We start from the raw sequence: 26,733 nt of genomic DNA on the forward strand, positions 1-26,733 counted from the left end.
CCTCCTATTTTTTAATAGGTGTTGCACACTCTACAGCTGCACCCTTTAGTATCTCAACTCCATGAACTAATGCATCTATTACAAAGTTTAGATTCTCTGTTGCTCCTTTTGGACTTCCTGGAAGATTTAAAATTATGCTACCTTTTCTTATTCCACATCTTGCTCTACTTAACATGGCTTTTGGTGTTATCTCAAATGATTTAGCTCTCATATACTCAGCTACTCCTGGAGCTTCTCTTTCAATCACTGCAAGTGTCGCCTCAGGTGTGACATCTCTTTTTGAAAACCCTGTTCCGCCATTTGTTACAATCAAATCAGCTACATCTTCATCAGCTAATTTTATTAACTCTTCACAAATCTCTTCATAAGTATCTGGAAGCATATTATAATAAACAGTTTCATAGCTTAGATGTTTTTCAAAAATCTCTTTTAATCTTTGTCCTGTTACGTCTACTCTCTCTCCTCTTGAACCCTTATCACTTAATGTTACTATAGCTACTCTTATCATAACTTCCTCCTTATAGTATTGGTGCCAACAATTTAGAAATCGATTCTAACACCCTATCTTTTTTTCCTCTATTTTTATACTCTTCCAATGTCACTCTTTTAGAATCTAAAATATCTTTATCTATTCTTTTTTCTAATTCAGTGATGTTATTTCCCAAAATCAGAAGACTTATTTCAAAATTTTGGTACATACTTCTGTAATCAAAGTTTGCAGTTCCTAAAAACGCAATCTCTCCATCTATAACAACTAATTTACTATGGATAAATCCATATTTATATTTATATACCTCAGCTCCTAATTCAATTAGCTCCCCATAAAAGTATTGATTAGCCCAGTAAACAAAAGCATGATCTCCAACACTTGGTATCACTATTTTAATTTTTACTCCTGAAACTAAAGCGGCCTTTAAAGCATCTAAAATAGGCTCATCTGGAATAAAATATGGTGTTTCTATATGTATACTTTTTTCCGCTTTTATTATCAAACTTAAAAATGTATCCTTTATAGTATGAAACTCATAATTGGGTCCTGAACTTACAACTTGAATTGGAGTTAAGCTATGATCATCTTTATCTATAGCAATATTTTGAAATATATCTGTTGTATCCTTTTTTAAGAATTTCCAACTTCTTTCAAACTCATGCAAATAATCTATTATAGCTTCTCCTTTTAAAGAGAATCCTATATCTTGCCAACTCCCCAAACGACCCTTACCAATATAGTCTTTCCCTATATTTAATCCACCTGAAAAACATATTTTGTTATCTATAAGAGCTATTTTTCTATGATCTCTATAGTTAGCTCTTAAATTTCCAACTTTTATAAATGGAAAGTACGATGGAAAAAATACTTCAAACATGATTCCTGCCTTTTTTAACTTTTCAATTCTTTTTCTAGAAACCCCTCTTGTTCCAGCTCCATCTACTATTATTTTTATCTCCACTCCCTCTTTAACCTTTTCTAAAAGTAAATCGTAAATTGGAGACCCTACCTCATCATCATCAAATATATAATACTCCATATATATAGATTTTTTTGCATTTTTTATAGATAGTGTTAGATTTTCAAAGTAATAGTTAGCTTCTGGATAAAATGTAAAACTGTTATTATGAGTCATTTTTCCTAAAAGAACACCATCTAAATATCTACTTAATCCTATCCATTTTTTAATACTAACCATAGATTTTTTATTTAAATTTTTTAAATAGCCATGACTATTTTTTAAATAATATTTTTCTAAAGCTCTACGTTTTTTAAAGCTAATACCAAAAAATAGATACATTACAAATCCAAAATAAGATGTCAATAACAATATTGTTATCCAAAATAGTGTGAATACAGGCCTTCTTCTTTCAAAGAATATAATGATACATGCAAATATAATATTAACAAACACTAAGTAGTCCTTTAATGCTATAAATATCTCTTTCATCTAGTCACCTCTAACTTTTTTAGAAAAAAGGAAGAGTCGCAACTCTTCCTTTTATTTGAATTTTAAATCCAACTCTCTGAAATTATCTTCTAAACCTTTTCCATTAGAAAACTCTTTTTTTATTTTTTTTATGAACATACCCATTTCGTCAGCACTTCCAACGATTCTATTAAAAATACCTAAGTACTCTGTTATAATTGGATTATCAACATCATATGGGTATCTCATCAAGTGATCTATCTCACTCCAAGCCTCTTCAAAAACTGTTCTCACTTGTATTTCTACAAGTACCTCATCTTGCTTTGTAACTGGTACACCAATTAGATAGTGAACCGATCTATAACCATGATCTCTCACAATTATCTCACAATCTAAGTCTTGAATCGTATTTTTCAAATCTTGGATATTGTAATCCCCTCGTCTAATGTTTATCTGAGGAGTTTCCTTTGTATCCCATAACTTCGTTATTTCGCAATGAATTCCACGCCAATCATCTTTAAATAGATGCAATACACGTATTCCTATAAGGTCAGTTATAATTTCTTTATAGTTTTCTACATTTATCCCACGATCTGCATATTTGCGACCTTTTCTTATTATTTTTTCAACAAGATGTGTTGCTCTTTTTACTCTTCTTCTAACTGAGTGAACTCCTACATTATCAATTAATTTAGATACAATATGTTCAGCTTCTTTTTCTAAATAAGGAACTAATTTTATATAGTCAGCATAAATTTTCATAAGCTCATCCCAATTAAGGCCAGTAGAGTTAAAATACTCCTCTGTTATACAGAAAGCTTTAAAAAATTCTTCCCTATCTATCTTATTATCTAATTTCAAATTAAACACCTCTTTATAGTTTTCTAGGTATCTTCTCTAATGAAATTTCACAAGTCTTTCGATAAGCTACTGCTTCAGTAGTTTTTATCTCTCTTTTTTCTACTGGAGTTATTGTAACTATTCTTTCTCTTATATTAAAGTCATTACCTTTAATAATGTGAACTCTTTCAAGAGATATTCTATCTTCTTCAATTAACTGAACTTTATCTAAATCACATCTAAAGTTTACCCAACTCTGAAGTGTTGGAGTTTTATCAATAAGATTTAATAAAGCTAGAGAGTATAGTGAGTTCTCCTCTTGCAATAACTTCTCTTTCTTTATCTCCTCTAATCCTAAAATCTCTTTCTCTAATAAATCTAACTTCATAACCTCTATTCTATTTTCAAAAGCTACTTTACCAGTTACTAGTTTCCCACTTATTTCAATAAGCTGTCCCATAAAGATCTCTTTTAAAAGCTTTACATTAAACATAAATCTCTTTATATTGCTATATTGATATATCTTGTAGTAACAGTTATTTACTATTGTATTAAAAGATCCATCATCTTTTAAGTCAATCTCTAAACCTAATTTAAACTCTCTGTTTTTTAGTTCTAAATATTTTTTTCTATTTATCTCAACTATTCTACTATGACAGTCTTTCAAATTTAGTTGACCTATTTTTAAATCGGTAACTCCAAAAGTCTTTATCAGGTTTTGATTTTTCATATCTTTTATTGTAGAAAATTCAATTGGTAACCTATCCAATTTTAAAGAGCTATACCTTATCTCTAAAGCACTCTCTATTATTTTAAAATCTTCATTTTTAACTTCTAATACTTCTGGGTCTCTTATTTCTATTTCTTCCTCAATCTCTTCTGAACTCTTCTCTTCAGATTCAATTTCAACCTTTTCAGCAGTATCTACTACTACTTCTATAGTTTCATCTAAAATCTTATCTTCTACTATTTCATCAGAAATATCTGGAGTTACCGAAAAAGCTTTTTTCCAATATATGACTCTTTTAATTCAGATTCATCCAGTGGTGTTAAGCTAAGGTAACCCTTTAACTCTTTTAAAAACTCCTCTTCACTGTGCGGTAACAATTTTATTCCTAGCTCGTTTAATCTTTCAATTGTTTTTGTTTTTAATACATTTGAATTACTCACAGCATATATAACATCTTTCGGGTTTACATCTGTTAATACAACCTCTAACACATCTATAAAGTCTGAGTTATTTAAATCTAATCCTAAAATTAGCGTCGGATAATTTTCTATATCCTCTTTTATATTTTTGAAAAAGTTTTTGTAAAAATCTAAAACTTTTAATTTTCTAAAATCTTGGATAGAAACGAAAATCTTTTCATGTCTATTGACGTCACCAAGAATTTTATAATGCTTAACCTCTCCATTTGATGCTATTGGAAACTCTTCATCTGTAGGTAGTATTTTTACTACTTTGTTGCAGTTTATATCGTCTAAAACTATATCATAATCTGTTGAAAAAACAGCATTAATCTTATTACTTTCAGAGAAAATATTTAACACCTCTGCAGTTTCTCTGTTTGTTTCGTACAAATTTTTGATTTTTTTCAATAATGAACTTCTACTGCTAACAACTCCATCTAAATAAACTTGGCTAACTTGGAATAAAGAGTTTTCATCTCTTATATAGCCCTTTATATTTTCTTTCATATCTTTCATTAACAGTTTTGCTAACTCTCTTCTTGTTGGATATCCAGCGTTTCTTACTAAAAAATCCCCTAAAAAAAGATTAATTTTGTCTGTATCATTAAATTTATTGAAAAAACTCATAGTAACACCTCTCTTTCTTTAAAAAATAAACACTTTGGCAATATAAGTATATCTTAATTTCATCTATTTAACAAGTATATTATTTAAAAAAAATTAAAAAAAGCCCGTAAATAACAGTTTATTACTTACAGGCTATTAAAATCTATTTAATTATAAAAGAACTTGCGATAACTTTTCCATCTTCAGTATATAATACTGCTCCTTGTCCTGGAGTAACAGCTCTTACGCTATCCTCTGTAAATAAAATCTCTATTGTATCTTTATCCACTACTTTTACTTTACATGAATGTAGTTTATCTCTAGAACGTGCTTTTACAAAACAATCTATTCCATCTAACTCTTTTACATCCTCTACTAAAAATAGGTTAAGTTGATTTGCAACTAAGGTATTCTTCATAAGATCTTCGTTACTTCCAACAATGACTCTGTTGTTTTTTCTATCTAGCTCTATAACATAAAGTGGGTTTGCTGATGCTATTCCCAATCCTTTTCTTTGTCCTATTGTATAGAATGCTAATCCATTGTGTTTTCCTAAAACTTTTCCTTTTAGATTAACAATTTGTCCTGGCTTTCCGATTTTTCCACCAGTTTTTTCCATTAAAAACTCTTTTAACTTTCCATCTTCAACAAAACATATCTCTTGAGAGTCTTTTTTAGCGTAAACTCTTACACCCAAATCTTTTGCTAACTCTCTAACAGCTGGCTTCTCCATTTTTCCAATTGGAAAAATAATATATTTTAAATTTTCTTTTTTTATTTGAGATAAGAAATAAACTTGATCCTTATTCATGTCATCACCAATAGCTAATGTACCATCGATAATATTTGCATAGTGACCAGTTGCTAACGCTTCTGCACCTAACTCTTTTGCAAACTCAATAAGCTTTCCAAATTTTATTTTTCTGTTACAAACCATACATGGATTTGGAGTTCTTCCTGAACTATACTCATCTACGAAATAGTCAATAACCTCTTTTCCAAAATCCTCTGTTACATCTAAAAGATAGTGTTCGATACCTAAATCATCACATATTCTTTTAGCATCCTTATCCTCTTCTCCACAAGTTTTCATTGTTACACCAAAAATTTTGTAACCTTGCTTCTTTAAAAGGTAAGCCACTGTAGAAGAGTCTACTCCTCCACTCATAGCTACTGCTATAACTTTGTTTTCATTCTCTTTATTAAACTCTAAGTTCATAAATATTACCATCCTTAATAAAATATTCTATTATTATTTGTAGAAGGCAAATATAATAGTTGCAATTCCAAAGATTAGAATTATTAGTCCTGAAAGTTTGCTTAGTTTTAAAAGAATATCCATAGTTACTTTCTTTTTAAAATGGTATATTAAAAAGATTGTTGTAAACCATAGTGATGCTCCTCCAATTCCAATTCCAACTCCTAATTCTAATACTGTCATTTCTCTAATAGGGCTATCTAATATCCCAAGAAGTGTATAAATTCCTGCTATTACAAGAATTGAAGAGATATTAAATATTGCTAGTAAAAACGTTTCAAAATAATCTTGCACTAAAGTATAGTCGTCATCTTCAACCTCTTTAACTTTAGGCTTTCCAAAAAATTTTTTACTTCCCACAAAAATTAAAAATACACTTATCAACACTTTTAGCGGAGTTTCGAATTTAATAATATAACATTCAACTCTACTTATAAATAGAAATGATATAATACCATAAATTATGTCTACAGTTACCATTCCCAGTGCTGATACATACGCTTTTTTCTCGCCTTCGATCATAGCCTTTTCCATACAATAAATGCCCACTGGTCCAAAGGGAAGCGATAATATTAAACCTGTTATAATCCCTTTCAAAAAAATCATAATTTTTCTCCTCAAAAGTGTATTTCTATAAATGTTTTTTCAATTATAATTCTAGCATAATTCTACTAAAATATAAAGTACTTTCCTTTAATTGGGACTTTACAGGCTTAGTTGTTTCAATTTAGATTTAACCATATTAAAAAATTGTTTTCTATCCTCTTCATTATCTCTAATATCCATATTATCTATATTTATTTTCAATACAACTGTTTCATTGTATTCATTAAAAAAATTAGAGTATTCCTCATTTAAAGATGTCCAATACCCTTTTTCCACTCCAAGTTCAAAATCTCTTCCTCGTTCTTTTATCTTTTTTATAGCATTATCAACAGTTGTTTCTAAATAGATAATCAATAACGGACTAGTTCTTGCTGAGATTAGTTTTTCCCAAAAAGATTCATACAACGAAAATTCATCTGCTGTCATAAACCCATTTCTTAAATGCATTTTAGCAAATAAATAGTCACCATAGATACTTCTATCCATTATGCAACCATTAAATTTAGAAGCTTCCTCTATTATCTCTATTCTTTTGTTTAAAAAATACATCTGACTTAATAAAGAGTATCTCTCTTTATTTGAATAGAATTTATCTAAAAAAGGGTTATCTATATACGGTTCTTGAAAAAACTCTATTGATAACTCTTTAGCTAATAACTCTCCTAAAGTTGTTTTCCCAGCTCCAACAACTCCTTCTATACAGATAACATTTTTCATAATCTTATGCTAACACTCCTTTTTGAAGGAATCTTTTTAAGTTACTTGTTACCATTCCAATTGCAACTTTGTTCTCTCCACCTCTTGGAATTATAACATCTGCATATCTTTTACTTGGCTCACAGAACTCTAAATACATTGGTTTTACAGTTTTTAAATACTGATTTTTAACAGATTCAAAACTTCTTCCTCTCTCTGTCATATCTCTTTCGATTCTTCTTAAGATCATCTCATCAGCATCTGTATCTACGAATATTTTTACATCAAACAGCTCTCTAATCTCAGGAACAGCAAATATAAGTATTCCTTCAACGATTATTATTTTTGATGGTTGTATCTTTATGCACCCATCTTTTCTAGAGTGAGTTGTAAAATCATAGATTGGTCTATCTATTGACTCTCCATTTACAAGTTTAGTTAAGTGCTCTCTTAATAAATCAAACTCTATTGAATCTGGATGGTCAAAATTAACTGCAGCCTTCTCCTCTATCGTTAAATTAGTTAGCTCTTTATAATAAGCATCTTGTTCAACTAGTACTGCATCTTCTGATTTGAAAGCCTTTACTAAATTATGTGCTATTGTAGTTTTTCCGCTTCCACTTCCTCCAGCTACTCCGATCAATATGCAATTTTTCATTTTTTGTTTTCCTCCTTAAGTGTTACTGCCTATATTTTTTTAAATCTTATACATTATAGCACATTTTTCAAAAAAAAATAAAATATAATATAAATATAGACTATATATTTTTTTTGATGTATACTTTACGATATAGTTGTTTTTAAAGGAGAAGATTTTTTATGAGTATGACTGAAAAAGAGATTAACCTTCAGATGAAAAAGGCATTGGAAAAGGTTCCCTTTGAAATAAGAAAAATTAAATTTGTACTGTCTATAGTAAAGACAGTTAAGAGAATTAAAAAAATTTTTAAATTTTAGGAGGAAGATATGACAGAAGAATTAATGAAAAAAATAGATAGAATTAATGAGGAATTTGAAAAAAAAGAATTCTTTATAAAAGAGGATATATTAGAGCTTTTTGAACAAAGAGAGGATTTAAGAGAAAAATTAGATGCTATAAAGTTTAAAAAGATAGAGTTCTTTACAGTAGAGGATGAGAACTGTGTTGGATTCACTTTAGAGGATGTTCAAGTTAACTTCTTTATTGAGTTTGGAGAAGACGAAGAGGGCGAGTGGTACGAAGCTACTGCTGAAATAATCTCTTTCTAAGAGTAAACCTAACAAAAGAAAAACCAAGGATTAATTCTCCTTGGTTTTTTTTATATTATCTATTGCTGATAAAAACTCGTCCATAGTTATTCCATATCTATTTAATTTAGATAGAAATTGTTTTGCATTAGAATATCCTATTCTTAACTCTGTTCCAAGCTTTTCTCTTAGCTCTTTAGACTCAGTAAATCCAGAAAGTTTATTGTCCATTAGAATTTCCATAGTAAACACAGCCTCTGTATTTTGAACTACTTCGCACTTTGCATTTTCTAAGGCTTTTATTATAGCTTCTGGAGTTGCATTTTCAACACCGACATCTCCATCTTTTGACCCTTCTTTTCTACTTATATAGGCTTGTTTTGCTTCTGGAAAAAACTTTAAAATATATTTTCTTAACTCTTCTCCTACGAAATCTGGATCTGTTAAAACTATTATTCCTTTATTTTCATAAGCAACTCTTAGCTTTTCTATATTTCCTTTTTTTCTAATAGCAAACCCATTAGTTTGTATAATCTCAGCATCTACTGCTGCTTTTACCGCTGATATATCATCTCTTCCTTCAACGACAATAACTTCTTTAATTGTTTTTTTCATAAATTTATATCCTCTCAAACTTCAAACATGAATTTTATACTTAATTGTAACATTTTTTTATATGTAATACTATTTTTTATTTTTATATGATTATAGGTCTTTTTACTTGTGATTAAATTATTTAATTATAGGTTGACACACCTTCTATTTATATGCTAGAATGTTCCAAAAGTAAATATATTCATTCGTATAAGTTGCAAATATGGTGCAACGTCTCTACAACTAACCGTAAATTAGTTTCTATGAAAAAGATAAAAGGGATTAGTCTACCTTCTGTTTTTTTATAGAGTATGATTATCTCTTTTTTTATTATATTTTGGAGGTTTTTATGAAGAAAAATAGCATCATTATTCTTGACTTTGGTTCTCAGTATAACCAGTTAATAGCAAGAAGAGTAAGAGAAATGGGAGTTTACGCTGAGGTTGTTCCTTATTTCGAACCGTTAGAGGATATTTTAGCTAGAAAACCAAAAGGTATCATTCTTTCAGGTGGACCTGCATCAGTTTATTTAGATGGATCACCAACAATTGATAAAGCATTATATGAACAAGGAATCCCTGTTTTAGGAATCTGCTACGGAATGCAATTAACTTCTCAATTATTAGGTGGAAATGTTGAAAGAGCTGATAAGCAAGAGTTTGGAAAAGCTGAGCTTATTATTGACGAATTAGAAAGTCCATTATTCAAAGATGTTCCTAACTTAAACCAAGTTTGGATGAGTCATGGAGACCACGTAACAGTATTACCAGAAGGATTTAAGCAAATCGCTCATACAGATTCTTGTATAGCTGCTTCTGCTAATGTTGAAAAAAATATCTACTGTATCCAATACCACGCTGAGGTTACTCACTCTGAGTATGGAGCAAAGATGCTAGAAAACTTCGTATTTGGAGTTGCTAAATGTGAAAAAAACTGGTCAATGGGTAACTACATTGAAGAAACAGTTAAATCTATAAAAGAAACTGTAGGAGATAAGAAAGTTTTACTTGGACTTTCTGGAGGAGTTGACTCTTCTGTTGCTGCTGCATTAATACACAAAGCTATTGGAGATCAATTGATCTGTATTTTCGTTGATACAGGACTTCTTAGAAAAGACGAAGCTAAAAACGTAATGGAAATCTATGGAGAGAACTTCCACATGAACATCAAATGTGTTGATGCTGAAGAGAGATTCCTAAGCAAATTAGCTGGAGTTACTGATCCTGAAGCTAAGAGAAAAATAATTGGAAAAGAGTTCGTTGAAGTATTCAATGATGAGGCATCTAAATTAACTGATGTTAAATTCCTTGCTCAAGGAACAATCTATCCAGACGTAATAGAGTCTCAATCTGTAAAAGGACCTTCTGCTACGATTAAGTCTCACCACAACGTTGGAGGACTTCCTGAGGATATGCAATTTGAACTACTTGAGCCTTTAAGAGAGTTATTCAAAGATGAGGTTAGAGCTGTTGGAAGAGAGTTAGGGATTCCTGCTCACATGGTTGACAGACACCCATTCCCAGGTCCAGGACTTGGAATCAGAATCTTAGGAGCTGTTGATAAAGAGAAAGCTGATATCTTAAGAGAAGCTGACGATATCTTTATTAAAGAGTTAAGAGCTGCTGATTTATATAAAGAGGTTAGCCAAGCTTTCGTAGTACTTTTACCTGTTAAGTCAGTTGGAGTTATGGGCGACGAAAGAACTTATGAGTACACTGCTGTTTTAAGATCAGCTAACACTATTGACTTTATGACTGCTACATGGTCTAGATTACCATATGAGTTCTTAGATAAAGTTTCTAATAGAATCATAAATGAGGTTAAGGGAATCAACAGATTAACTTACGATATCTCATCTAAGCCACCAGCTACAATAGAGTGGGAGTAAGAAATATATATTCGTGCAGTCCCTTTTTATGAGGGGTTGCACGATTTTTTTACTCATGCGTACTACCTGAGTACTATTCGTTATTTTCAACTCCTATTTAGCTCTTCTAATCTATTAGCAACTTCTTCCTATTTATTCGGGTAAAGATGTGAATATGTCTGTAACGTTGTTTGAATATCTTCGTGCCCTAATCTCTCGGCAATAATCAGCGGAGAGAACCCCATCTCTATAAGAAGTGAAGCATGGGAGTATCTCAGGTCATGAACTCTTATCTTTTTTACTCCAGAATTTTGACATCCTCTTTTCATCTCATGATGGAGAAAAAATTTTGTCATGGGAAACAGTCTTTCATCTGATCTATAATCATATCTTCTTTCTGAAAATTTCCTTATCTCCTCACAGAGAAATTTTGAGATGCTCTTGAATCAGATTCTCTCCCTTATGTCTTGTATAGCTCTATGTAACTCTATCTTTACATCAAGTAGTTCTCCACTTCTCATTCCTGTCCAGAAGATAAGCTTAAACATTATCTTTGACATGTACTTATTTTCAATAGCACTTATAAATTTACGAAATTTTTCTTTTGTCCAGAAAAGCATTGTAGCAGCTCTTTTCTTTCCTATACTTCCAGATATTCTAGCTGGATTGGATGAGAGCTTATAATACTTCATAGCATAATTGAAGATTACACTTACTTGATTATTAATAGTTTTTAGATAGGTAGGACTGTATTCATTCTCATGAACTAATAGAGTATTTTGCCATTTTCTTATGGTTGTAGGTTTCAACCTTGCTTTGCAATAATCCATGTAAATGCTTACTAAAGTTTTAAAATAGTTGTTCCTTGCTCTCTTATTATAAAATTCTTTCTCATGAATCAAAGCATCTCTTTTGGTTTTAAAACCCTCTTTCTTCTTTTTAATCTTTTTTCCGAGTAAAATGATACGTAGTAAGTTCCATTATCTTTTTTATATACAAGCATATCTCATCCCTTAGATGGAATTGTTCAGCAAATTAATAGATTCAACTTATCAATTACTACAGATGAGCTGAAAGAGATATTTGGAACACTTACCTAATTTAAAAGGGAAGATTCAGTAGAACTAATGAAATTTTAAAAATTTATCAGATATAAAAAAAGCAAAAAAAGAACAGATGGGGAAGTGGGGTAAATGGCAAGATATTTAAAATTAAAGTATTCAAAATTAGAATTTATAATTGCAAAACTTTCAGTTAAGTATGATGAATTTACAGATTATCTTTTTAACAAAGTTCATGATTATTTTTCTCTGAGTTACAGTGAATTCTCTATTGTCTTTTTGATATTATGACAAAGAACTTTATTCCGTTTTATAAAAGTTTATTTTTTATTTTCAAAAAATCCAGTTACTAGATTCATTACTAAACCTTATTTTTTATTTCTTCGTAGAAAAAGAAAAAAAGAAATTCAAAGATTAAATAAAGCTTCCTTTTACAATTAAGGAAAAAAATTATTAAAATTTTTTTATAGTCATTTTTAATCTATAAAAATAGTAGCTCTTCCAGAATTAATAAATTAGTTCTGGAAGAGCTTTTAACTCCTTTTATCCTTACCCATCTGTGATTCTCATCCCAATCAGGAAGCTTTTCTATTATTCCAAGAGATCAAATTGACTTCTCTAGTCTAACCTTTAGATTCTTCACCAATAGCTCCAATTTTTTCTATGATATCAAATTTAATTTCTACCATTATTTCCTCCTAGATTTTAAAAATTTCTTATAAACTCTTTTTCTTACAAATTTAAATCATAGATATCGCACATTAACTAATCAATTTCGGATTCTAATTCTAAACTATTTTTATTTTTTAATTTGATAAATATTATAAATGTATTTAGTTACATCCAAAACTACCTTTTTCTCTTTATACGATAATAATAGAATGATTAAAATCACTAATCCTACTATCCCTATTATTAGTGAAGTTTTTGGTGAATTATTTTTATAGCTTTCATCTTCAGAATTATCTAGAATTAATTTTTTTATTAAATACAATAAAGAAGAGAGTGTCACTATAATAATAATATTTATTGCTAATAAAAGTATAATTATTTCTAAACTTGATTTAGCTTTTGCTGCTTCTCCAAAAAATTGTGTATTTATAGAAATAAAAGTGAAAATAGATACAAAAATACCCATAATTGTAATTATTGATCCTTCTGATTTTTTGATTTTATTTTCTATTTTTTTTGATTTTTTATCAGTTTTATCAATTAATGATTTCATTTTCTCGGATTTTCCAATTAAATCATCTATTTCTGCTCTTATTTCTTCATATTTTTTTTCTATTTCTCCATATTCCTTTATTATTTTCATTAATTTGTTATCAGCCATTATTGTTAACTCTTTATATTTTTTCTTTATAAAATCATCATATGTTATTTTTTTATTTGGTTTGTTTGATGGAATTACTTGTATTTCTTTACAAAGAAATACAATATTTTCACCATCTACTCCCTTTATAATTTTCTCTTTAAATTTTTGACTTGTCTCTGCCCATTCAAAAACTTCCTCTAAAAAATTTTTTTCAATGTTAATTTGAATATTCTTATACTCTCCACCTTTATCTCCCGTTTCTACTGAAAAGTTTTCTCTTAAAAAAACATACGTATTCAAATCTTGATTTTCATATACTTCTAATATTTGTACAGAAGAACCTATCTGCAAAAATAAAAGATTCATCTTTTTCATATAATCTATTAAAACGCTTTTAAAATACATGTCAATTATTTCATCAGTTTCAAATATTTTTTGATCTCCCTTTTTTAGATTTTCTGGACTAATTAGAGATTCATCTTTTTTTGAATACTCTATTATTTTCATTCTCATTTTTTCTTTTAAATCGTCATAATTAATTTTTTTTCCTTTAATATTTTCACTTATTATTAAATGTAAATCTTCTATTTCAGGCATTTTTCTCCTCCTTTGAAGTTCTTATACTCCAGTTTATATTTTATTTATAAAATTTTTAAAAATATCAGTTATTTTAAATCTAATCTCTTGTTCCAAAGCACTGTGCAGCGAATTCTTTCCATTCTTATATATATCAACTTTTGGAAATATGTCTCTAAAGAAAAAAGAGCTTCTTTTCAATTCTCACTAAACTATCTTATCTATTTCATCCGCTTCTATTCTTCCTTTTTATCTAAAATCATTTAATAATTTTTTCATAAATAAAATTATCAATTTCTTCTCCAGATTTTAATTGTTTAAAGCTAGTTATTTCCTCTTCATTCTCTAAATCTATAACTATTGGAAAATCTTTTAAAAATGAGTTTTTATAGATAAAATACCCATTGGCTTTAGGAACAGAAATTTGCTTTAAAAGATCCGTCGCTATATTAGAGTTAAGATATTTTTCTATAATATCTTCAAACTTCTGATATTCTTTTTTCAGTTCAAATCCACAAGCACTATCTGTATAAAAACATTCATTTGTTAAGACAAAATCATTCTTATTATTTATTTCTGAAAATACAAATTTTCTATTGTAAAAATGAATTGCTTTTCTTGGATTCCATAATTCATACCATTTTTTATTACTTTTCAAAAAATATTCCCTTGTCAATAGCTCTTCTTTGTGTTCTACCAAGTATTTGAGCAATTGCGGATTCATTTCTTCGATTTCGTTTTCATCAACTAGAACATTTTTATTATTTTTATCAAAATTATAGGGATAAAAAATATAATAACCACTTTCTATAAGTTTTCCATTTTTTATATCCTTTCCCTTATAAGCTTTCTTTAGATAATTATAATTCATTCCATATTCTTTTATAGTTTTTTCTGAAATTAAATATACTGAATTATTTCCTGTTACTATCCCTTGAGAAATCGAAATACTTATATCAGCTAAACTAATTTTTGATTTTTTTTTGCATCGTTCTACAATTCCATTTTGAGAATCCTTCTGGATTATCCATTGTGGCTCTATTAAATTTTCTTGTTCCAATAGTAGTTCTTTCCCATTAAAATCTAAATTTTCTTTAATTTTTATCAAATTATTACCATTACTTTTTTCTTTTTCTGTAGAAAATATACATGTGTATGTTTGAGCCGTTTCAAATATTTGTGAATCTTGAAAATCAATAATTAGTTTAATATTTGTTTCTCTTAATAAAAATTCTCTTAATTTTTGTCCATAATTTCTTTTATAAAAATAAGAGGGGCAAATATAAGTCAAATTACCTTTATTTTTTAAAAGATTAATAGCTTTTTCAATAAATAAAACATAAAAATCATACTTGCCGTTAGCCGAGTAAAAAATTTTCTTACTTTCCTCTTTGTGAGGAACTTTATGGAATCCTATATATGGTGGATTTCCTACTATAATATCAAACCCACCTTTCTCTTTAAAAACTCTTGCAAATTCAAGCTTCCAAAGGAAATATGGTTTTCTCTTTTGTTTCCTTAATTTTTCAAGCTCTTTTATCTTATCGCTATTTCCAGAGTGGCTCAAAGTTTCCTGTATAAGAATCCATTCTGTATCTTCTATTTGTCTTTTTATATTTTTCTTAACTTCATTATTTCTCTCTTTGAAAAATTTCTTATGAAGCTCATCTAACTTCATCATTATATCAATCTTAAGATCCTCTATCCCACCAAACAATCCTTTTTGAAATGATAAAGTAGGAGCATTTAATTTTTCAGCTTCCGTATAAGTTTCTTTTAAGTTTTTTTGAGTAACTTTTCATCAAATAACTTTACTCCTTCAAACTCTTCTAATAAAGAATTTCCAGTCATAAAATTAAAATCCAGATTAGGAAGAGGTCTTATATCATTATTCTGAGTATCTACTACTATAGATAACCATAATCTTAGCTTTGCAATTTCAACCGCACTTGGCTCTATATCTACACCGTACAGAGAATTTTCTATAGTCTCTATTTTCAATCTGTAAAGAGATCTAGTTCTATATGCTTTATCTCTCACTACTCTATACTTATCAAAGTTCAAATCCTTTGTTTCAAGAGATTCTGCAATTATGATATATTGAGTCAGAGTATTTCTAGCTTTAACTATCTCATTTAACATTCCAAGAGGAAAAGCTCCTGAACCTATTGCTGGATCTGCAACTTTAACATTTTTTAAGACATCATCTATACGTTTTGCATTATTCCTAATGAACTCTGGCATTCCCCATATAAGTTTAACTGTAGTATTTTTTTCCTCTAATGCTTTCATATAATCCATCTCAAAGAGATGCTCATCATATTCTTTTGTAAATTCTCCTAGTTGAATAAGATAATCTATCCCATCTCTAGTCAGATTAGGTACTTCATTCATAAGATAATTAATGATTGACTCTTTACACATATAATGAACTATCTCTCTTGGAGTATAGAATGCTCCCTTAGATTTTCTATCTTTTACATCCAGAAGGTTTTCAAATACTTTTCCAAGCATCTCTGGGTCAACTGCTACCTCTGTTTCATAAGGTTCATTTTCATTTATTGTAAAATTATATCTATCAAAAATATCTAAAATTCCATCCCCTTTTGAATTTGAGAATATCTCATCAGGAATTTTAAAATCTGTATTCTTCCAATCATAATCATCATAAGGTTCAAATAATCCACCATTTAAGAAAGGAATTTTACAATTGAACCTTTTAAAATATTGATTTGCTCCTCTATCTAAATTTAGAGCATCATAGAACATATATTCCAAATAGTCATTAAAAAATGTTCTTTCTTTTCCTGTGTTTTTCTTGATTGTTATATGTCTTTCAAAAAGGGTTCTGATAAATTTTTTATCTCCGCTTCCCCATGGTTCTTCAAATTTAACTATATTTTTAAAAGCACTTGCTAAATTATCAGCATCTTTGATCTCCATTTCCATGACTTTTGAAGGATTTAATTTATAGTTTCCTGAATTTGACATTGAAAAAGCCTCCGATAATATATCTTTCTCATCTCCGATAGCCCTATCATAAACAGCATTAAAATCTTCGTTACTTAATTCGGTAGGAACAATTTTTACACCTAACCATCCTTTCTTCTGAAGGAAATATAAAAATGCCAATTGCCCCATTAATTTTTTTGCAAAACCTTCTGAAAAAGATTCAGGATTTTCCATGTTTTGTCTTTTTGCTTCTACCATAAATTCACTATTAGTTTCTAAATATTCTTTCAGATCCAAATATTTTTTCTTATAATCATCAAAGAACTCATTAGTTACCTTCTCAAGCTGGAATAGCTTTTCTAATTCATCTAAGCTAATCGCATCATTTATCTTAGTCAAAGTCATCATCTGTTTTTTTACTGTATGACTAGCTTCACCCTCTCCAACCACATAAGAGAGTCTTTTTGCTGGAGTTAATTTTTCTTTTATTCCCTTTTCAGTAAAAGTATATTCCAACTTCACAAATGCCATTCTCCAATGTGAATCAGAGTCATTATAAAATGCAACTAATGCTCCATCTTTTCTATATTCTCTCAATATCTTAGCAATTATCTCTCTCTGTTTACCTTTTGCCCTTGTTGGATCTTTACTATCCTTAGTTTTTACCACAATTATATAATTTTTTTGTCCATCTTTGTCTGTATAATCCCCAAGAATCTGATATGATTCAATGTAGTTTCTATATTCTTTCCAGATGGCAGTTGAAGGTTTTCTATCTCTAACTGTCACGTTCAAAACTCTTGCTACGAAGTCTGAAAATCTTTCTATATTAAATCTATTCTCTATCAGACTGCTGATTAAACTTAATTTTTCCTTCTCATCCATTTTCTTCCCCTTATGCTAAATATTCAGATAATATTACCTCTACATTACCTGTTGTTATATCTATATTTTTTTTCTTTGTTTCTCTGTAAACATCTGGAATCTCATTAAAAACATGTTCCAATATTTTATGTGGATTAGAATCACGCTTCATAACATCATTTGCTTCATTTACTATTTTTTTCAAAATATCCTTAGGAATGATTCCAGCTTCCCCTAACTCTTTTATCTTTTTAACTTTTTTCTCCTCATCTCCCGAGAACTTTCTATAACTGTCCAGTGCTTTCACAAGTTTCAAAAACTCTGCGTCTTTTCCAGCTTTCTTTTGAGGTGTCTGGATTATATTTTTCTCTTTAGATTCGGTAAAGTAATATTTGTTGCATTTTAGAAGTTCGTAGAAATCATCTCCCATAGGAATTTTAGCCTCTTCCATCTTACATTTTATATGCTTTACTGCTTCAAAAAATGTCAGCTCTCTTGTATTTATATCCTGATCTGTGATATATACTCTTTTCAGCTCTCCATCTCTTATGAAAGATATTACACTAGGTTTTTCGATTGTAGAATCATACTTAGAACTTCTGCTCTTTTTAGGAAGCTCTTTTATCTTTACAAAAAGATCTTCATCCCTGTCTCTTATCTCTCTTATCTCTTTCAGATATTCAAGCTCTGATTCTTCCCATTCATCCTCTACATCCAATCTCTTATTTAATTGAGAATAAAGCAGCTCTCCAGAAAGTTCATGCCCTCCAACTACCTCATCCTCTGTAAGATATTTAAAATCATCTCCGAGAGTCTTTTGGAAAGAGTTTATCTTACTTGTAATATTGTCTCTTAGTCCTAGATGTTCATTCGACTTTGAAGTAGGGAAGAAATTAAATACATATATCTTATCAAATTTTGTTCCTACCCTGTTAATTCTTCCTACCCTCTGCATTATTCTTGTGGGATTCCATGGAAGATCATAGTTGATAAGTACATTTGCTCTATGAAGGTTTATTCCCTCTGCCAGTACATCTGTCGTTATCAGAATATTATATCTATCCTCTTTAGACTTTTCATAGTTGGGATCGTAATTGGCACGGATTCTATCCTTTAAAGAGATGTTTGAACTTCCAGTAAATTCTATAATTGGCTCATTTAATGCCTCTTTCAATTTTTCTTTCAGATAATTAGCTGTCTCTTGAGATTCTGTGAATATTATTTTCTTTGTACCTTTTAAGATGCTATTAGTTTTCAGTTCTTTTATAAAATAATCGAGCTTAGGATCTACAGTTATCTTTTCAATCTCTAAATAGATACTTCTTAATACTTGCAAATCTGACTCTAAATCTCTTTTAAACTTGTCATCAAATTCCTCTACTAAAAATCTTTCAATCTCCTCTTCTTCTACTAGTCTCATCAGTTTTTCATCATTTTCATCTGCCAGTAGATCATACACATTATATTTTTTACTTATGTATATAACTCCCTCATTGTACATCTCCAAGAATTTTTCATAAGATTCTTTAAATCTCTTAACAGTATTAGAGAAGGCAAAGAAACTGCTTTCTAACCTTTTTAGTAGTAGTGCTTTCATGAATCCTTTCATATTCATCTGACCTACCAGAAGGGTTCTTGTATCTGAGTCAGGATTCTTCAAGTAAGTTAAACTTTTATATCTTGAGTAATTCAGACTTGTTATTAAAGTTAAGATATTTTCAAAGATTGCATCCATCTTCTCATCAAATGAGTAGATTATCTGTTCTGGTGTTCCCAGTTCTGGGAATACAAGTCCTTGCTTTTCCATATCATCTTTATAATATTTTTTTATCTCACTTCTAACTCTTCTTACCATAATTTTTCTTAGTACTTTGTCTCTTATAGCATTTGAGTTTTCATCAATTATTCTATCCAATTTTTCTCTACTTGCTTCTGTATTAGCATCCTTATGGAGCTTTATCGCTTTCTTTTCTTTGGTATCTAATTTTTTGAAAAAATCCTCAATATCTGGATTATCCTCAATTACGTTAGAATTATTTCTCTGCTGAAAAAGAGAAATCAGATTCAAAAGATCTGATGAATAGTTATTCTGAGGGGTTGCAGAAATAAGAACAACTTTTTTATCAACGCAAATCTGATGAAGCTTAGTATAATTTGAAGTTGCTGAGTTTCTGAATCTGTGTGCCTCATCTATAAATATATGTCTAAAATAGTCATTTGGATATTCATCAATTATCTTATCCAATTTTCCCAGTGAGACTACTGTTGCGGAAACTCCAAAATCTTCAAGAACTCTTTTCCAATAATCTTGAAGCACTGGTGGACATATAACCAAACTTCTTCCATGCTTCAGTTCTCTAGCCAATAATGCTGTTATATATGTCTTTCCTAGTCCAACTACGTCTGCAAGAAATACTCCATTATATTTATTAAGAATTTTTTTTGCCTGATTAACTGCATCTATCTGATACTGGAACTTTGTAAATCCATCTGGAAGAAACTCCCCTTTAAACTCCCTCATATCAGCATTAATCTCTTCATAGAAATATTCATAGAGGAATTTCAGATATAGTTCATATGGAGTTATCTCATCATTTATCCAAGTTTTTTGAGTTATAGTCTCTATATATTCCTTTGAGATCTCAACTCCCTCTTTCCATAGCTCTTCAAACTTTTCCAGAGCATACTCAACATCTCTCCTATCCTTTAACTCTACATTGAATTCCAGATTACCCTTTAATCCGCTATAAGAGAAATTACTTGATCCCGTTACGACTTTTCCAAAATCCTCAGACTTCTCCAGATCTTTTCTCATTATATATACTTTCGCATGGATCTTATCTCTCGGATAAACCCTTACTTCTAACTTTCCATTTTGAATCAACTCTATGAATTTTTTGATTCCTTCCTCTACTTTTAAGGAATCCTCTGAGTTGTTCATCTCATCTATTACTTTATCAGTAGTTATATTCTTTACATCTTTATTTGATAGAACGATATTATCTCCACCCTGTGCTAGTGAATACATACTGGCAATTTTCTTATCTACATTTATCCCCACTAAAATTCTTATTTTTTCTGTTTTTTCTAAAGCTTGATAGACCTCATAAAAACCAGATGCCCTAAAATATCCTACTAAGACATCTAAGTATTTAGTATTGTTTATCAAAATCTTAGAAAATCTTTCAGCCAATGATTTTCCCTGTTCATTGGTAAAAAATGTTAAATCATCCATTTTGTCCCCCTATTTTATTAGTTTTTCTTATGAAAATTATATCACTTTTTTTCGTCACTTGCTATGAGATAATGTTAAAAGCTAAACAAACAAAAAGAGTAGAATATTCTTGACTTCAGAATACTCTACTCTTTCTCAATCCTATTTAATTTTAAAAATAGATTTCTTAATTTTTGATTTTATCATTCTCTTCATCTATAGTTTTTTTTCTGGACTCGATATATCTTTTAATTTCTTCACCTAACTCTCGCTTTTCCTGTTCAAGTATTTTTTCAATTTCTTCAATTTTTTCTAAACTATTTATTACATCTTGAATAAATTTAGGTGTTGTTTTATAAGCTATTTTATTTGAAATTTCATTTTTTCTCTCTCCTAATTCAGATAATTTAATAGAGATATTATTTTTTTCAAAATTTGATTTATTTCTTTCTTTAATATATTCTTCTCTTTGACTAATTGATAAAAATTCGTTATCTGTTTTTATTAAACTATCTAAAATTCCTATCTGTTTATCATAGGAATAAAATAACTGTAAATAAGTATTTTCTTCCAATATAATACTCTCATATTTTTTCAGTTCTGGAATATATATTTGATATAAATTCAAACAATTAATAAGCTCTGATAAATATTTATCACAGTAATCTTTACAAAAATTATGCAGTTTTTGTATATCTTTGTAAAAATTATTTGAAAGATAAAGTTCTAATCCTAAAGTATTCATTTTTTTATGAATATTAAATAATATTTTTTTATTTTCAATGATTATTTCTTGAGTATTTTCAATATTTTTGATGTCAATTTTTTGAAAATTAATATTTTCATATACTATTCTAGTTGTATGAAAGTCGGCTGCATCCATGATTTCTGCAAGTTTTTTTATATCTAAATCTAACTCAACTTTCATATCCTGAATTTTTTGTTTATTGGTTTCATATTTTCTGTTGCTCCAGTAAATCAAAAACGATCCTAAAATACCTAAAAATATTCCTAAAAATTCTAACCACTTTCCATTATCTAAGTCTTTCGCAAATAAAAACGGATAACTCTCGTATAATTCATTGGCTCCAATCAAACCAAAGTTTATGATTATTAATACTCCTGATACTCCTAACAGGATTTTTCCAATTTCTTTTATTGTCTTTTTATGAGATTTTTTCATTAATTCCACCTTTTTAGAATCTTATAAATTTTCCATTTTATGCCAGTTTATTGGAAATCCCATCGCTTCCAAAATTTGATTTATCTCAATAACTCTCAAATTTTTTTCTAGTTCTTCACAACTTTTTATCAAAGAGGATGTAAGAATACTATACTCTGCTTTCGTCAAAAAGATCCTAAGTCCTTGATATACTCCAAATAAGTTTTGTCTACTCTTAGAATTAATAAATTCATTAGAGGAGATTGTAACTTTTGTTTTTAAATTATAAGTTCTTTCATTATGGGCACACACATTTCTAAAATTCCCAGCTACTTTTAAAAATGATTCCATAAATTCTTTTGAGACCCTAATTTCTGAGCCATACTCTTTCTCATAGATAGCTTTCACAGAGTTTATAACTCTATCTTTTACAGTGTTCTTTATTACTGTAAAAAATATACTCATTTCTCCAAATGTTAAAAAATGAATTAAAACCCATAGAGGAATATTATTTTTCTCCTTATAGTGCTTCAAAACTTCAATTTTATAATCTTTTAATAAATTTTTCATTCTTTTTACAATTATATGAATATTATCCAAATTATATGAATTCAAATAGTAGCAATCATAATCTAAATATCTATTAACAACTCTTTCATGCTTATTATTAGTATTTATTTCAGAAAAATGATAAGAAATCAAAGTTTTCATTACCCTCTCAAACTCGGTTATAGAGTTAAAAAATGCCATTCTTAAGCTTTTATCAAATTCAAAGAGACTTATAATTTCCCTTATGTGAACTCCAACTTTATACTTATCGCTTCCTTTCTCTTGCAAAAAAGGGGTTTTATAAAAGTTGATTACTGAATAATAATTATTTCTCATGAGATAAAATTTAGTATAATCATCACAAGTGATTCCTCTTTTAGTTAAAATATCTATCTGTTTCTCAAAATCTGAAAATGGTTTATCCAAAATTTCCTCCCAGTAATATAAAAAGCCCCCTTTGCAAAAAGGAGGCAGTCTATAGTCTATGCCCGTATTTTTTCAAATAACTCGCATAGCACGATCAGTTATAAAATAATACCTTTTTTTTACGTTTTTGTCAATTGTTTATTTGAATTTGAACCCATTATAGCATATTTCATTTTTTTTCACAGCATTTTTCGTAATTTTTCTGATATTTTTTTATATTCAACAGAAAACATTGAAATTTCTATGAAAATTTTATATAATATTACTGCAAGAGATTGGAAGGAAATGTCTGCGGACACATAATTAATCGGACGATTTTTGTGTAACTTAGTTAATCGCCTTCGACAAGATCTTATTAAATAATCTAAGAGGCAAGTTGACGTTTGAACTTACTAAAATAAATTAGTAAGTCGTAAAATTTTAAGAGAATTTTTTACTTTCTCTCCTTTTTTATATTCAAAATACATTTTTAATTTTAAAATTTTTACTTCTCTTGTAAAACTCATTAAAACCACGTTTTTAAAGCTTTTATATTTTCTTCGAGATATTTTATATGTCTTAAAATCTATTTTAAAAGCTCAATCTTTAGAACCACATCTTTGTAAAAATAAAATTTTATTATCCCTATCCCACCAGTATTTTTCATCTCCAATCAAAACTCTTTTTATAATGCCAATATCCTCTTTGATCCCCCTGTACTGAAAAAATATGCTTCTATAAGAAAAATGATTCCACTAAAAATATTCAGAGAGAAAATTCCTATGAAATATCTGCTTATCTTTCCTTTAAAATCTTGTATGAGATAATCTGAATTTTTCTCAAACTCTGCAACATTTTCTCTGAAACTCACTTTTATAAGCTCTTGGCTATTCTGAGTTTTAGAGATCACGTTCATTACTTCCTGATTTTCTCTTTTTAAATTCTCGCTGTTGCTTTTCCAATTCTTCTCGTTTTCTTTCTTCAAATCTTCTATGAGCGAGGGTAGGATTTTGGACAATTCTGTAACCTCTCTCTGTTAGCTCCGCCTGATTCTCTATAGATCTCCTCTGCAATTGAATTAGAATTTCCTTCTCTACCTCTTCTCTTTTCAAACTCTCTAGCAAACTCTGCAATGTCTTTATATTCAATTTCCTCTAGCTTCTCTAGATACTCCTGTTCTGTTCCCTCTCTTGCTATTTTCCACCCCCTCCTTGCTAAGAATATCTTGGTTAAATGTCTTTTGGAGAGTAGAGAGTCTAAACTTATCCTTATTCCCCACAAGTATCTTTTTATACACTATAAAGGTTATATTTTTTCTCTGCTCCTCCCAATCAGTTCTATACCCTTTCCTCTATATATTCTTCAGAACCTCTTCTCTGTTTTTGCTCTCCTGTGAAGTCTTGATAATTACCTTTACCAGATTTAAACTGTCACTCTCTTTGGTAATTCCATTTTTGATTGTCACATACTTATTTTTATCCCAAGTAATTATCTTCCCTTTCTCTCTATTTTTTGTGGAATCTCCAATCCATGAGTTAAGCAGATTTCATGATATGCTCTCGGTCTGTATGAGTGGCTATAAATACCTCATGTCCTAGAAAAGCTTTCTCACAGAATTCTACTCCAATTTCCAGTGCCTTTTCTCTATCTACCTCTCCAGCTTTAAAACTTTGAATTATATGTTTGTATTCTCTCCTTCTCCTCTTTTTGATAGAATTTTTTTGTCTCTCCAAATTCCTTGATTGCCCGTTTAAAATCTTCCGAGCAGAGTCTGTTCGCTTAATAATAATTTATTTTACCAAGCTCTAATAGTTATTGCTTCTATATCTTTTATCTTTAAATCTTTAAAGTAAGGTTTTATATGTTTATTTATAAGAAAGTAAAAAAGCTTCATACTCTTCTTTCGCATCTTTCATTAACTCTCTATATAAAAAAATGAGGTAGGAATCCTACCTCTGCCGTTAAGGCTTCCGATCTTTATTCTTGTCGCTAAGGACTCTTGATTAATTACAATCAACAATACTAACTCTTATTTTTCAACTTTTTTTCAATTAATAAAGATACCCCCTCATCTAGTAATTTTAATTCTATTAAAATAATGCGTCCTCCAACAACCTCAGAAGCCTCTTCTATATAACTACAAGCATAATCTATAAGTTATTTCCCAAAAATTTTATCTTTATTACAATCATTTTTTGCTATCTGTCCTATCAAAAATGTAGAGATTTCTAAAACACTGTTATATAAACTATCTATTTTTTTTCATCCATTATAAAATAAGTTCTAGCTTTGTTTTTATGCTGAAATAGTTGAGCTTTTTTCTTTAAAAAAATTCAATATCCTTATCATTTAAACACGCAAATTTATCTATAATTTCTACTACTAACTCTTTTGGAACTATTTCTTCAATTTCTTGTAGTGAGACGCAAACTTTTCTAATGATGCTCTCCCCCTTTTACGATTTACAGCTATAAATTCTTCTCTTTTATGTCTATCTTTTTTTATATCAGTATCAGAAGTAATAGCATCTATAATCATATCAGTTGCTTCTTTCCCTGTTACTATTATCTTTCTAGTAAATGATGATGTCGCCATACTCATCAACTCCTTCTTATTTAAGAATATATTATATCATACATTTCTTCTTAATTTAATTCTATTTTCATTTTTTATTTTTAATATTTGGATTATTTTGATGTCTGTATAAAGTATCGTTTTCTTTATCCCATCAATATTTTTCATCCTCTCTTATAATATCTCTAACTATTTCAATATTTTCTTTAGTTTCTTTATAATCAATTGATAAAAGAAATCTCTTTTTTATTTCAAAATAAATTTAAATTGTGTACATTTTTAAGATGTATTTTGAAAATTGTATCAAAAAATAACTGTTTTTCTTCCTAAATTATAGAAAAACCCTTTTTTATGCTAAAATATTTGTAATACAATACCTGAGCTTAAAGAGAAGATTCGAAAGTGTGGTATTTAAACAAAAAGAGAAGAAAATTCTTCTCTTTTTTTAGTTTTTATCTCTCTATTCCTTGCCTTGAAACCCCTTTGTAATACAATGTTTTCAAGGCTTTATATGAACATCTACAACTCGTTATATGACATTTTTTTACCCTACTACTACTAATTAGGGTAATTTCAAACGAACGCCTTAAAACTCATATTAGAGTGTCATTTTTATGTACTTTTGTCTATGAAATAGTAATTCGCCTTTACTGTACTTAAATTATAATACTCCAGTGTAAACACTCTATATTTTGAGTACTATACATCTTTTTTAGCAACTATTGCATTGTAATAAATCTTTATTTTTTCAACTCATTAACCCCAATATAAGGGTTTTTATACCTATTGTCATACTTACTTTTACCACCACAAGATATAGCAATAGTTGGGCATAGATTTGCACATGCTAAGCAATCTTCACAATTTTTATCCCAAACAGGTTTTCCATCAACTAGTTCTATATTTTCAACAGGACAAACATCTTTACATATTCCACAACTTATACATCTTTCATTATTCAATTTAAACTTTTTAGAAACTGTTTTTAATCCAAGTCTCCAAAATTTATAAATTAATAAAAATATTGGATATAAAAAGATATTACTATTAGCTGAATGTTTTTTTCTTTTTAATATATCATCACAAATTGCTTTCATCTTACCTTTAGACGATTCAATATCAATTTTAGCTTTATCTTCTGGCATAGCCTTAAATAGTTTTAAATAGTTATCTGGCATATGACAGTACTCAGAGTAGTCTAGCTCTCTTCCTTTCTCTGATAGAATATTACTAACTTGATCAAATGGTATTCCATAA

The 26,733-nt window shown here is 29.0% G+C and carries 28 protein-coding genes, 1 pseudogene and 1 riboswitch; of the genes and pseudogenes, 4 read left to right on the plus strand and 25 right to left on the minus strand.

Annotated features, from left to right (window positions below; all coding sequences use genetic code 11):
* Positions 1-4 precede the first annotated feature (4 nt).
* From ACRC8M_RS05020 to udk, 9 genes are all read right to left on the minus strand, one after another.
* Complete coding sequence (locus tag ACRC8M_RS05020) at positions 5-508, minus strand: MogA/MoaB family molybdenum cofactor biosynthesis protein (protein WP_438528145.1); 504 nt, start codon at positions 506-508, stop codon at positions 5-7.
* A 10-nt stretch (positions 509-518) separates the two neighbouring features.
* Positions 519-1,940: a cardiolipin synthase gene (gene cls, locus ACRC8M_RS05025; RefSeq protein ID WP_438528146.1), complete on the minus strand. Its 1,422-nt coding sequence runs from the start codon at positions 1,938-1,940 to the stop codon at positions 519-521.
* Between the two features lie 51 nt (positions 1,941-1,991).
* On the minus strand, positions 1,992-2,780 hold the full coding sequence (locus ACRC8M_RS05030) for a RelA/SpoT domain-containing protein (protein WP_438528147.1): 789 nt from the start codon (positions 2,778-2,780) through the stop codon (positions 1,992-1,994).
* A 13-nt stretch (positions 2,781-2,793) separates the two neighbouring features.
* Positions 2,794-3,528 (minus strand): hypothetical protein, encoded by a 735-nt coding sequence (locus ACRC8M_RS05035; RefSeq protein ID WP_438528148.1) that lies wholly within the window; start codon positions 3,526-3,528, stop codon positions 2,794-2,796.
* Between the two features lie 221 nt (positions 3,529-3,749).
* Positions 3,750-4,577, minus strand: coding sequence for an SIR2 family protein (locus ACRC8M_RS05040; RefSeq protein WP_438528149.1), 828 nt, complete (start codon positions 4,575-4,577; stop codon positions 3,750-3,752).
* A gap of 142 nt (positions 4,578-4,719) precedes the next feature.
* Positions 4,720-5,775, minus strand: coding sequence for a tRNA 2-thiouridine(34) synthase MnmA (gene mnmA, locus ACRC8M_RS05045; RefSeq protein ID WP_438528150.1), 1,056 nt, complete (start codon positions 5,773-5,775; stop codon positions 4,720-4,722).
* Positions 5,776-5,808: 33 nt separating this feature from the next.
* Positions 5,809-6,420 (minus strand): LysE family transporter, encoded by a 612-nt coding sequence (locus ACRC8M_RS05050; RefSeq protein ID WP_438528151.1) that lies wholly within the window; start codon positions 6,418-6,420, stop codon positions 5,809-5,811.
* A 99-nt stretch (positions 6,421-6,519) separates the two neighbouring features.
* The gene (locus ACRC8M_RS05055; RefSeq protein ID WP_438528152.1) at positions 6,520-7,137 is read right to left on the minus strand and encodes a deoxynucleoside kinase; all 618 of its coding nucleotides are present in this window, start codon (positions 7,135-7,137) and stop codon (positions 6,520-6,522) included.
* 4 nt (positions 7,138-7,141) lie between these two features.
* On the minus strand, positions 7,142-7,774 hold the full coding sequence (gene udk, locus ACRC8M_RS05060; protein WP_438528153.1) for a uridine kinase: 633 nt from the start codon (positions 7,772-7,774) through the stop codon (positions 7,142-7,144).
* 161 nt (positions 7,775-7,935) lie between these two features.
* Here udk and ACRC8M_RS05065 point away from each other — a divergent pair, with 161 nt between their 5' ends.
* Both ACRC8M_RS05065 and ACRC8M_RS05070 read left to right on the plus strand, forming a co-directional pair.
* Positions 7,936-8,073 (plus strand): hypothetical protein, encoded by a 138-nt coding sequence (locus tag ACRC8M_RS05065; protein WP_438528172.1) that lies wholly within the window; start codon positions 7,936-7,938, stop codon positions 8,071-8,073.
* A gap of 9 nt (positions 8,074-8,082) precedes the next feature.
* Complete coding sequence (locus tag ACRC8M_RS05070; RefSeq protein ID WP_438528154.1) at positions 8,083-8,364, plus strand: hypothetical protein; 282 nt, start codon at positions 8,083-8,085, stop codon at positions 8,362-8,364.
* Between the two features lie 30 nt (positions 8,365-8,394).
* Here the strand turns inward: ACRC8M_RS05070 and rnmV are convergent, their stop codons facing one another.
* The gene (gene rnmV / locus ACRC8M_RS05075; protein WP_438528155.1) at positions 8,395-8,958 is read right to left on the minus strand and encodes a ribonuclease M5; all 564 of its coding nucleotides are present in this window, start codon (positions 8,956-8,958) and stop codon (positions 8,395-8,397) included.
* Between the two features lie 165 nt (positions 8,959-9,123).
* A riboswitch (purine riboswitch) is annotated at positions 9,124-9,221 on the plus strand.
* 65 nt (positions 9,222-9,286) lie between these two features.
* On the opposite strand from rnmV, the gene guaA reads away from it, so the two are divergent.
* Positions 9,287-10,825, plus strand: a complete 1,539-nt coding sequence (gene guaA / locus ACRC8M_RS05080) for a glutamine-hydrolyzing GMP synthase (RefSeq protein WP_438528156.1) — start codon at positions 9,287-9,289, stop codon at positions 10,823-10,825.
* A gap of 128 nt (positions 10,826-10,953) precedes the next feature.
* Here the strand turns inward: guaA and ACRC8M_RS05085 are convergent, their stop codons facing one another.
* The 3 genes and pseudogenes from ACRC8M_RS05085 to ACRC8M_RS05095 all read right to left on the minus strand — a co-directional run.
* Positions 10,954-11,241: a tyrosine-type recombinase/integrase gene (locus ACRC8M_RS05085; protein ID WP_438528171.1), complete on the minus strand. Its 288-nt coding sequence runs from the start codon at positions 11,239-11,241 to the stop codon at positions 10,954-10,956.
* A 9-nt stretch (positions 11,242-11,250) separates the two neighbouring features.
* Complete coding sequence (locus ACRC8M_RS05090; protein WP_438528157.1) at positions 11,251-11,634, minus strand: hypothetical protein; 384 nt, start codon at positions 11,632-11,634, stop codon at positions 11,251-11,253.
* 54 nt (positions 11,635-11,688) lie between these two features.
* Positions 11,689-11,769: pseudogene (locus tag ACRC8M_RS05095) on the minus strand (Arm DNA-binding domain-containing protein); the annotation flags it as partial.
* 228 nt (positions 11,770-11,997) lie between these two features.
* On the opposite strand from ACRC8M_RS05095, the gene ACRC8M_RS05100 reads away from it, so the two are divergent.
* Entirely contained in the window at positions 11,998-12,156 is a 159-nt protein-coding gene (locus ACRC8M_RS05100; RefSeq protein ID WP_438528158.1) for a hypothetical protein, read from the plus strand.
* Positions 12,157-12,664: 508 nt separating this feature from the next.
* Here ACRC8M_RS05100 and ACRC8M_RS05105 read toward each other — a convergent pair.
* The 12 genes from ACRC8M_RS05105 to ACRC8M_RS05160 form a co-directional block, all read right to left on the minus strand.
* A complete protein-coding gene (locus tag ACRC8M_RS05105) occupies positions 12,665-13,777 on the minus strand; it encodes a hypothetical protein (RefSeq protein WP_438528159.1) in 1,113 nt (370 codons plus the stop codon).
* Between the two features lie 238 nt (positions 13,778-14,015).
* Complete coding sequence (locus ACRC8M_RS05110; RefSeq protein WP_438528160.1) at positions 14,016-15,437, minus strand: Eco57I restriction-modification methylase domain-containing protein; 1,422 nt, start codon at positions 15,435-15,437, stop codon at positions 14,016-14,018.
* 95 nt (positions 15,438-15,532) lie between these two features.
* Entirely contained in the window at positions 15,533-17,593 is a 2,061-nt protein-coding gene (locus ACRC8M_RS05115; protein ID WP_438528161.1) for a hypothetical protein, read from the minus strand.
* A 10-nt stretch (positions 17,594-17,603) separates the two neighbouring features.
* The gene (locus ACRC8M_RS05120) at positions 17,604-20,807 is read right to left on the minus strand and encodes a helicase-related protein (RefSeq protein WP_438528162.1); all 3,204 of its coding nucleotides are present in this window, start codon (positions 20,805-20,807) and stop codon (positions 17,604-17,606) included.
* Positions 20,808-20,973: 166 nt separating this feature from the next.
* Positions 20,974-21,969: a hypothetical protein gene (locus tag ACRC8M_RS05125; protein WP_438528163.1), complete on the minus strand. Its 996-nt coding sequence runs from the start codon at positions 21,967-21,969 to the stop codon at positions 20,974-20,976.
* Between the two features lie 21 nt (positions 21,970-21,990).
* Entirely contained in the window at positions 21,991-22,923 is a 933-nt protein-coding gene (locus ACRC8M_RS05130; protein WP_438528164.1) for an Abi family protein, read from the minus strand.
* 664 nt (positions 22,924-23,587) lie between these two features.
* Positions 23,588-23,920, minus strand: coding sequence for a hypothetical protein (locus ACRC8M_RS05135; RefSeq protein WP_438528165.1), 333 nt, complete (start codon positions 23,918-23,920; stop codon positions 23,588-23,590).
* Positions 23,893-24,183: a hypothetical protein gene (locus tag ACRC8M_RS05140; RefSeq protein ID WP_438528166.1), complete on the minus strand. Its 291-nt coding sequence runs from the start codon at positions 24,181-24,183 to the stop codon at positions 23,893-23,895. The genes ACRC8M_RS05135 and ACRC8M_RS05140 overlap by 28 nt, the downstream gene beginning before the upstream one ends.
* Positions 24,184-24,437: 254 nt before the next feature.
* On the minus strand, positions 24,438-24,635 hold the full coding sequence (locus ACRC8M_RS05145) for a relaxase/mobilization nuclease domain-containing protein (RefSeq protein ID WP_438528167.1): 198 nt from the start codon (positions 24,633-24,635) through the stop codon (positions 24,438-24,440).
* Between the two features lie 62 nt (positions 24,636-24,697).
* Positions 24,698-24,811, minus strand: a complete 114-nt coding sequence (locus ACRC8M_RS05150) for a hypothetical protein (RefSeq protein WP_438528168.1) — start codon at positions 24,809-24,811, stop codon at positions 24,698-24,700.
* 488 nt (positions 24,812-25,299) lie between these two features.
* Entirely contained in the window at positions 25,300-25,497 is a 198-nt protein-coding gene (locus ACRC8M_RS05155; RefSeq protein WP_438528169.1) for a hypothetical protein, read from the minus strand.
* A gap of 719 nt (positions 25,498-26,216) precedes the next feature.
* Positions 26,217-26,733 (minus strand): EFR1 family ferrodoxin (locus ACRC8M_RS05160; protein ID WP_438528170.1); only part of this gene is annotated, 517 nt, incomplete at its 5' end.

The organism is Cetobacterium sp., assembly GCF_051653945.1.
Classification (GTDB): domain Bacteria; phylum Fusobacteriota; class Fusobacteriia; order Fusobacteriales; family Fusobacteriaceae; genus Cetobacterium_A.

Excerpts from the sequence above, each read along its gene's own strand:
- ACRC8M_RS05055 (WP_438528152.1), bottom strand. The coding sequence starts at position 7,137 with ATGAAAAATGTTATCTGTATAGAAGGAGTTGTTGGAGCTGGGAAAACA.
- ACRC8M_RS05070 (WP_438528154.1), top strand. The coding sequence starts at position 8,083 with ATGACAGAAGAATTAATGAAAAAAATAGATAGAATTAATGAGGAATTT.
- cls (WP_438528146.1), bottom strand. The coding sequence starts at position 1,940 with ATGAAAGAGATATTTATAGCATTAAAGGACTACTTAGTGTTTGTTAAT.
- ACRC8M_RS05125 (WP_438528163.1), bottom strand. The coding sequence starts at position 21,969 with ATGAAAAAATCTCATAAAAAGACAATAAAAGAAATTGGAAAAATCCTG.
- rnmV (WP_438528155.1), bottom strand. The coding sequence starts at position 8,958 with ATGAAAAAAACAATTAAAGAAGTTATTGTCGTTGAAGGAAGAGATGAT.
- ACRC8M_RS05105 (WP_438528159.1), bottom strand. The coding sequence starts at position 13,777 with ATGCCTGAAATAGAAGATTTACATTTAATAATAAGTGAAAATATTAAA.
- ACRC8M_RS05020 (WP_438528145.1), bottom strand. The coding sequence starts at position 508 with ATGATAAGAGTAGCTATAGTAACATTAAGTGATAAGGGTTCAAGAGGA.
- ACRC8M_RS05115 (WP_438528161.1), bottom strand. The coding sequence starts at position 17,593 with ATGGATGAGAAGGAAAAATTAAGTTTAATCAGCAGTCTGATAGAGAAT.
- ACRC8M_RS05065 (WP_438528172.1), top strand. The coding sequence starts at position 7,936 with ATGAGTATGACTGAAAAAGAGATTAACCTTCAGATGAAAAAGGCATTG.
- ACRC8M_RS05155 (WP_438528169.1), bottom strand. The coding sequence starts at position 25,497 with ATGGCGACATCATCATTTACTAGAAAGATAATAGTAACAGGGAAAGAA.
- ACRC8M_RS05120 (WP_438528162.1), bottom strand. The coding sequence starts at position 20,807 with ATGGATGATTTAACATTTTTTACCAATGAACAGGGAAAATCATTGGCT.
- mnmA (WP_438528150.1), bottom strand. The coding sequence starts at position 5,775 with ATGAACTTAGAGTTTAATAAAGAGAATGAAAACAAAGTTATAGCAGTA.
- ACRC8M_RS05100 (WP_438528158.1), top strand. The coding sequence starts at position 11,998 with ATGGCAAGATATTTAAAATTAAAGTATTCAAAATTAGAATTTATAATT.
- guaA (WP_438528156.1), top strand. The coding sequence starts at position 9,287 with ATGAAGAAAAATAGCATCATTATTCTTGACTTTGGTTCTCAGTATAAC.
- ACRC8M_RS05050 (WP_438528151.1), bottom strand. The coding sequence starts at position 6,420 with ATGATTTTTTTGAAAGGGATTATAACAGGTTTAATATTATCGCTTCCC.
- ACRC8M_RS05110 (WP_438528160.1), bottom strand. The coding sequence starts at position 15,437 with ATGATGAAGTTAGATGAGCTTCATAAGAAATTTTTCAAAGAGAGAAAT.
- ACRC8M_RS05150 (WP_438528168.1), bottom strand. The coding sequence starts at position 24,811 with ATGCGAAAGAAGAGTATGAAGCTTTTTTACTTTCTTATAAATAAACAT.
- udk (WP_438528153.1), bottom strand. The coding sequence starts at position 7,774 with ATGAAAAATTGCATATTGATCGGAGTAGCTGGAGGAAGTGGAAGCGGA.
- ACRC8M_RS05090 (WP_438528157.1), bottom strand. The coding sequence starts at position 11,634 with ATGGATTATTGCAAAGCAAGGTTGAAACCTACAACCATAAGAAAATGG.
- ACRC8M_RS05040 (WP_438528149.1), bottom strand. The coding sequence starts at position 4,577 with ATGAGTTTTTTCAATAAATTTAATGATACAGACAAAATTAATCTTTTT.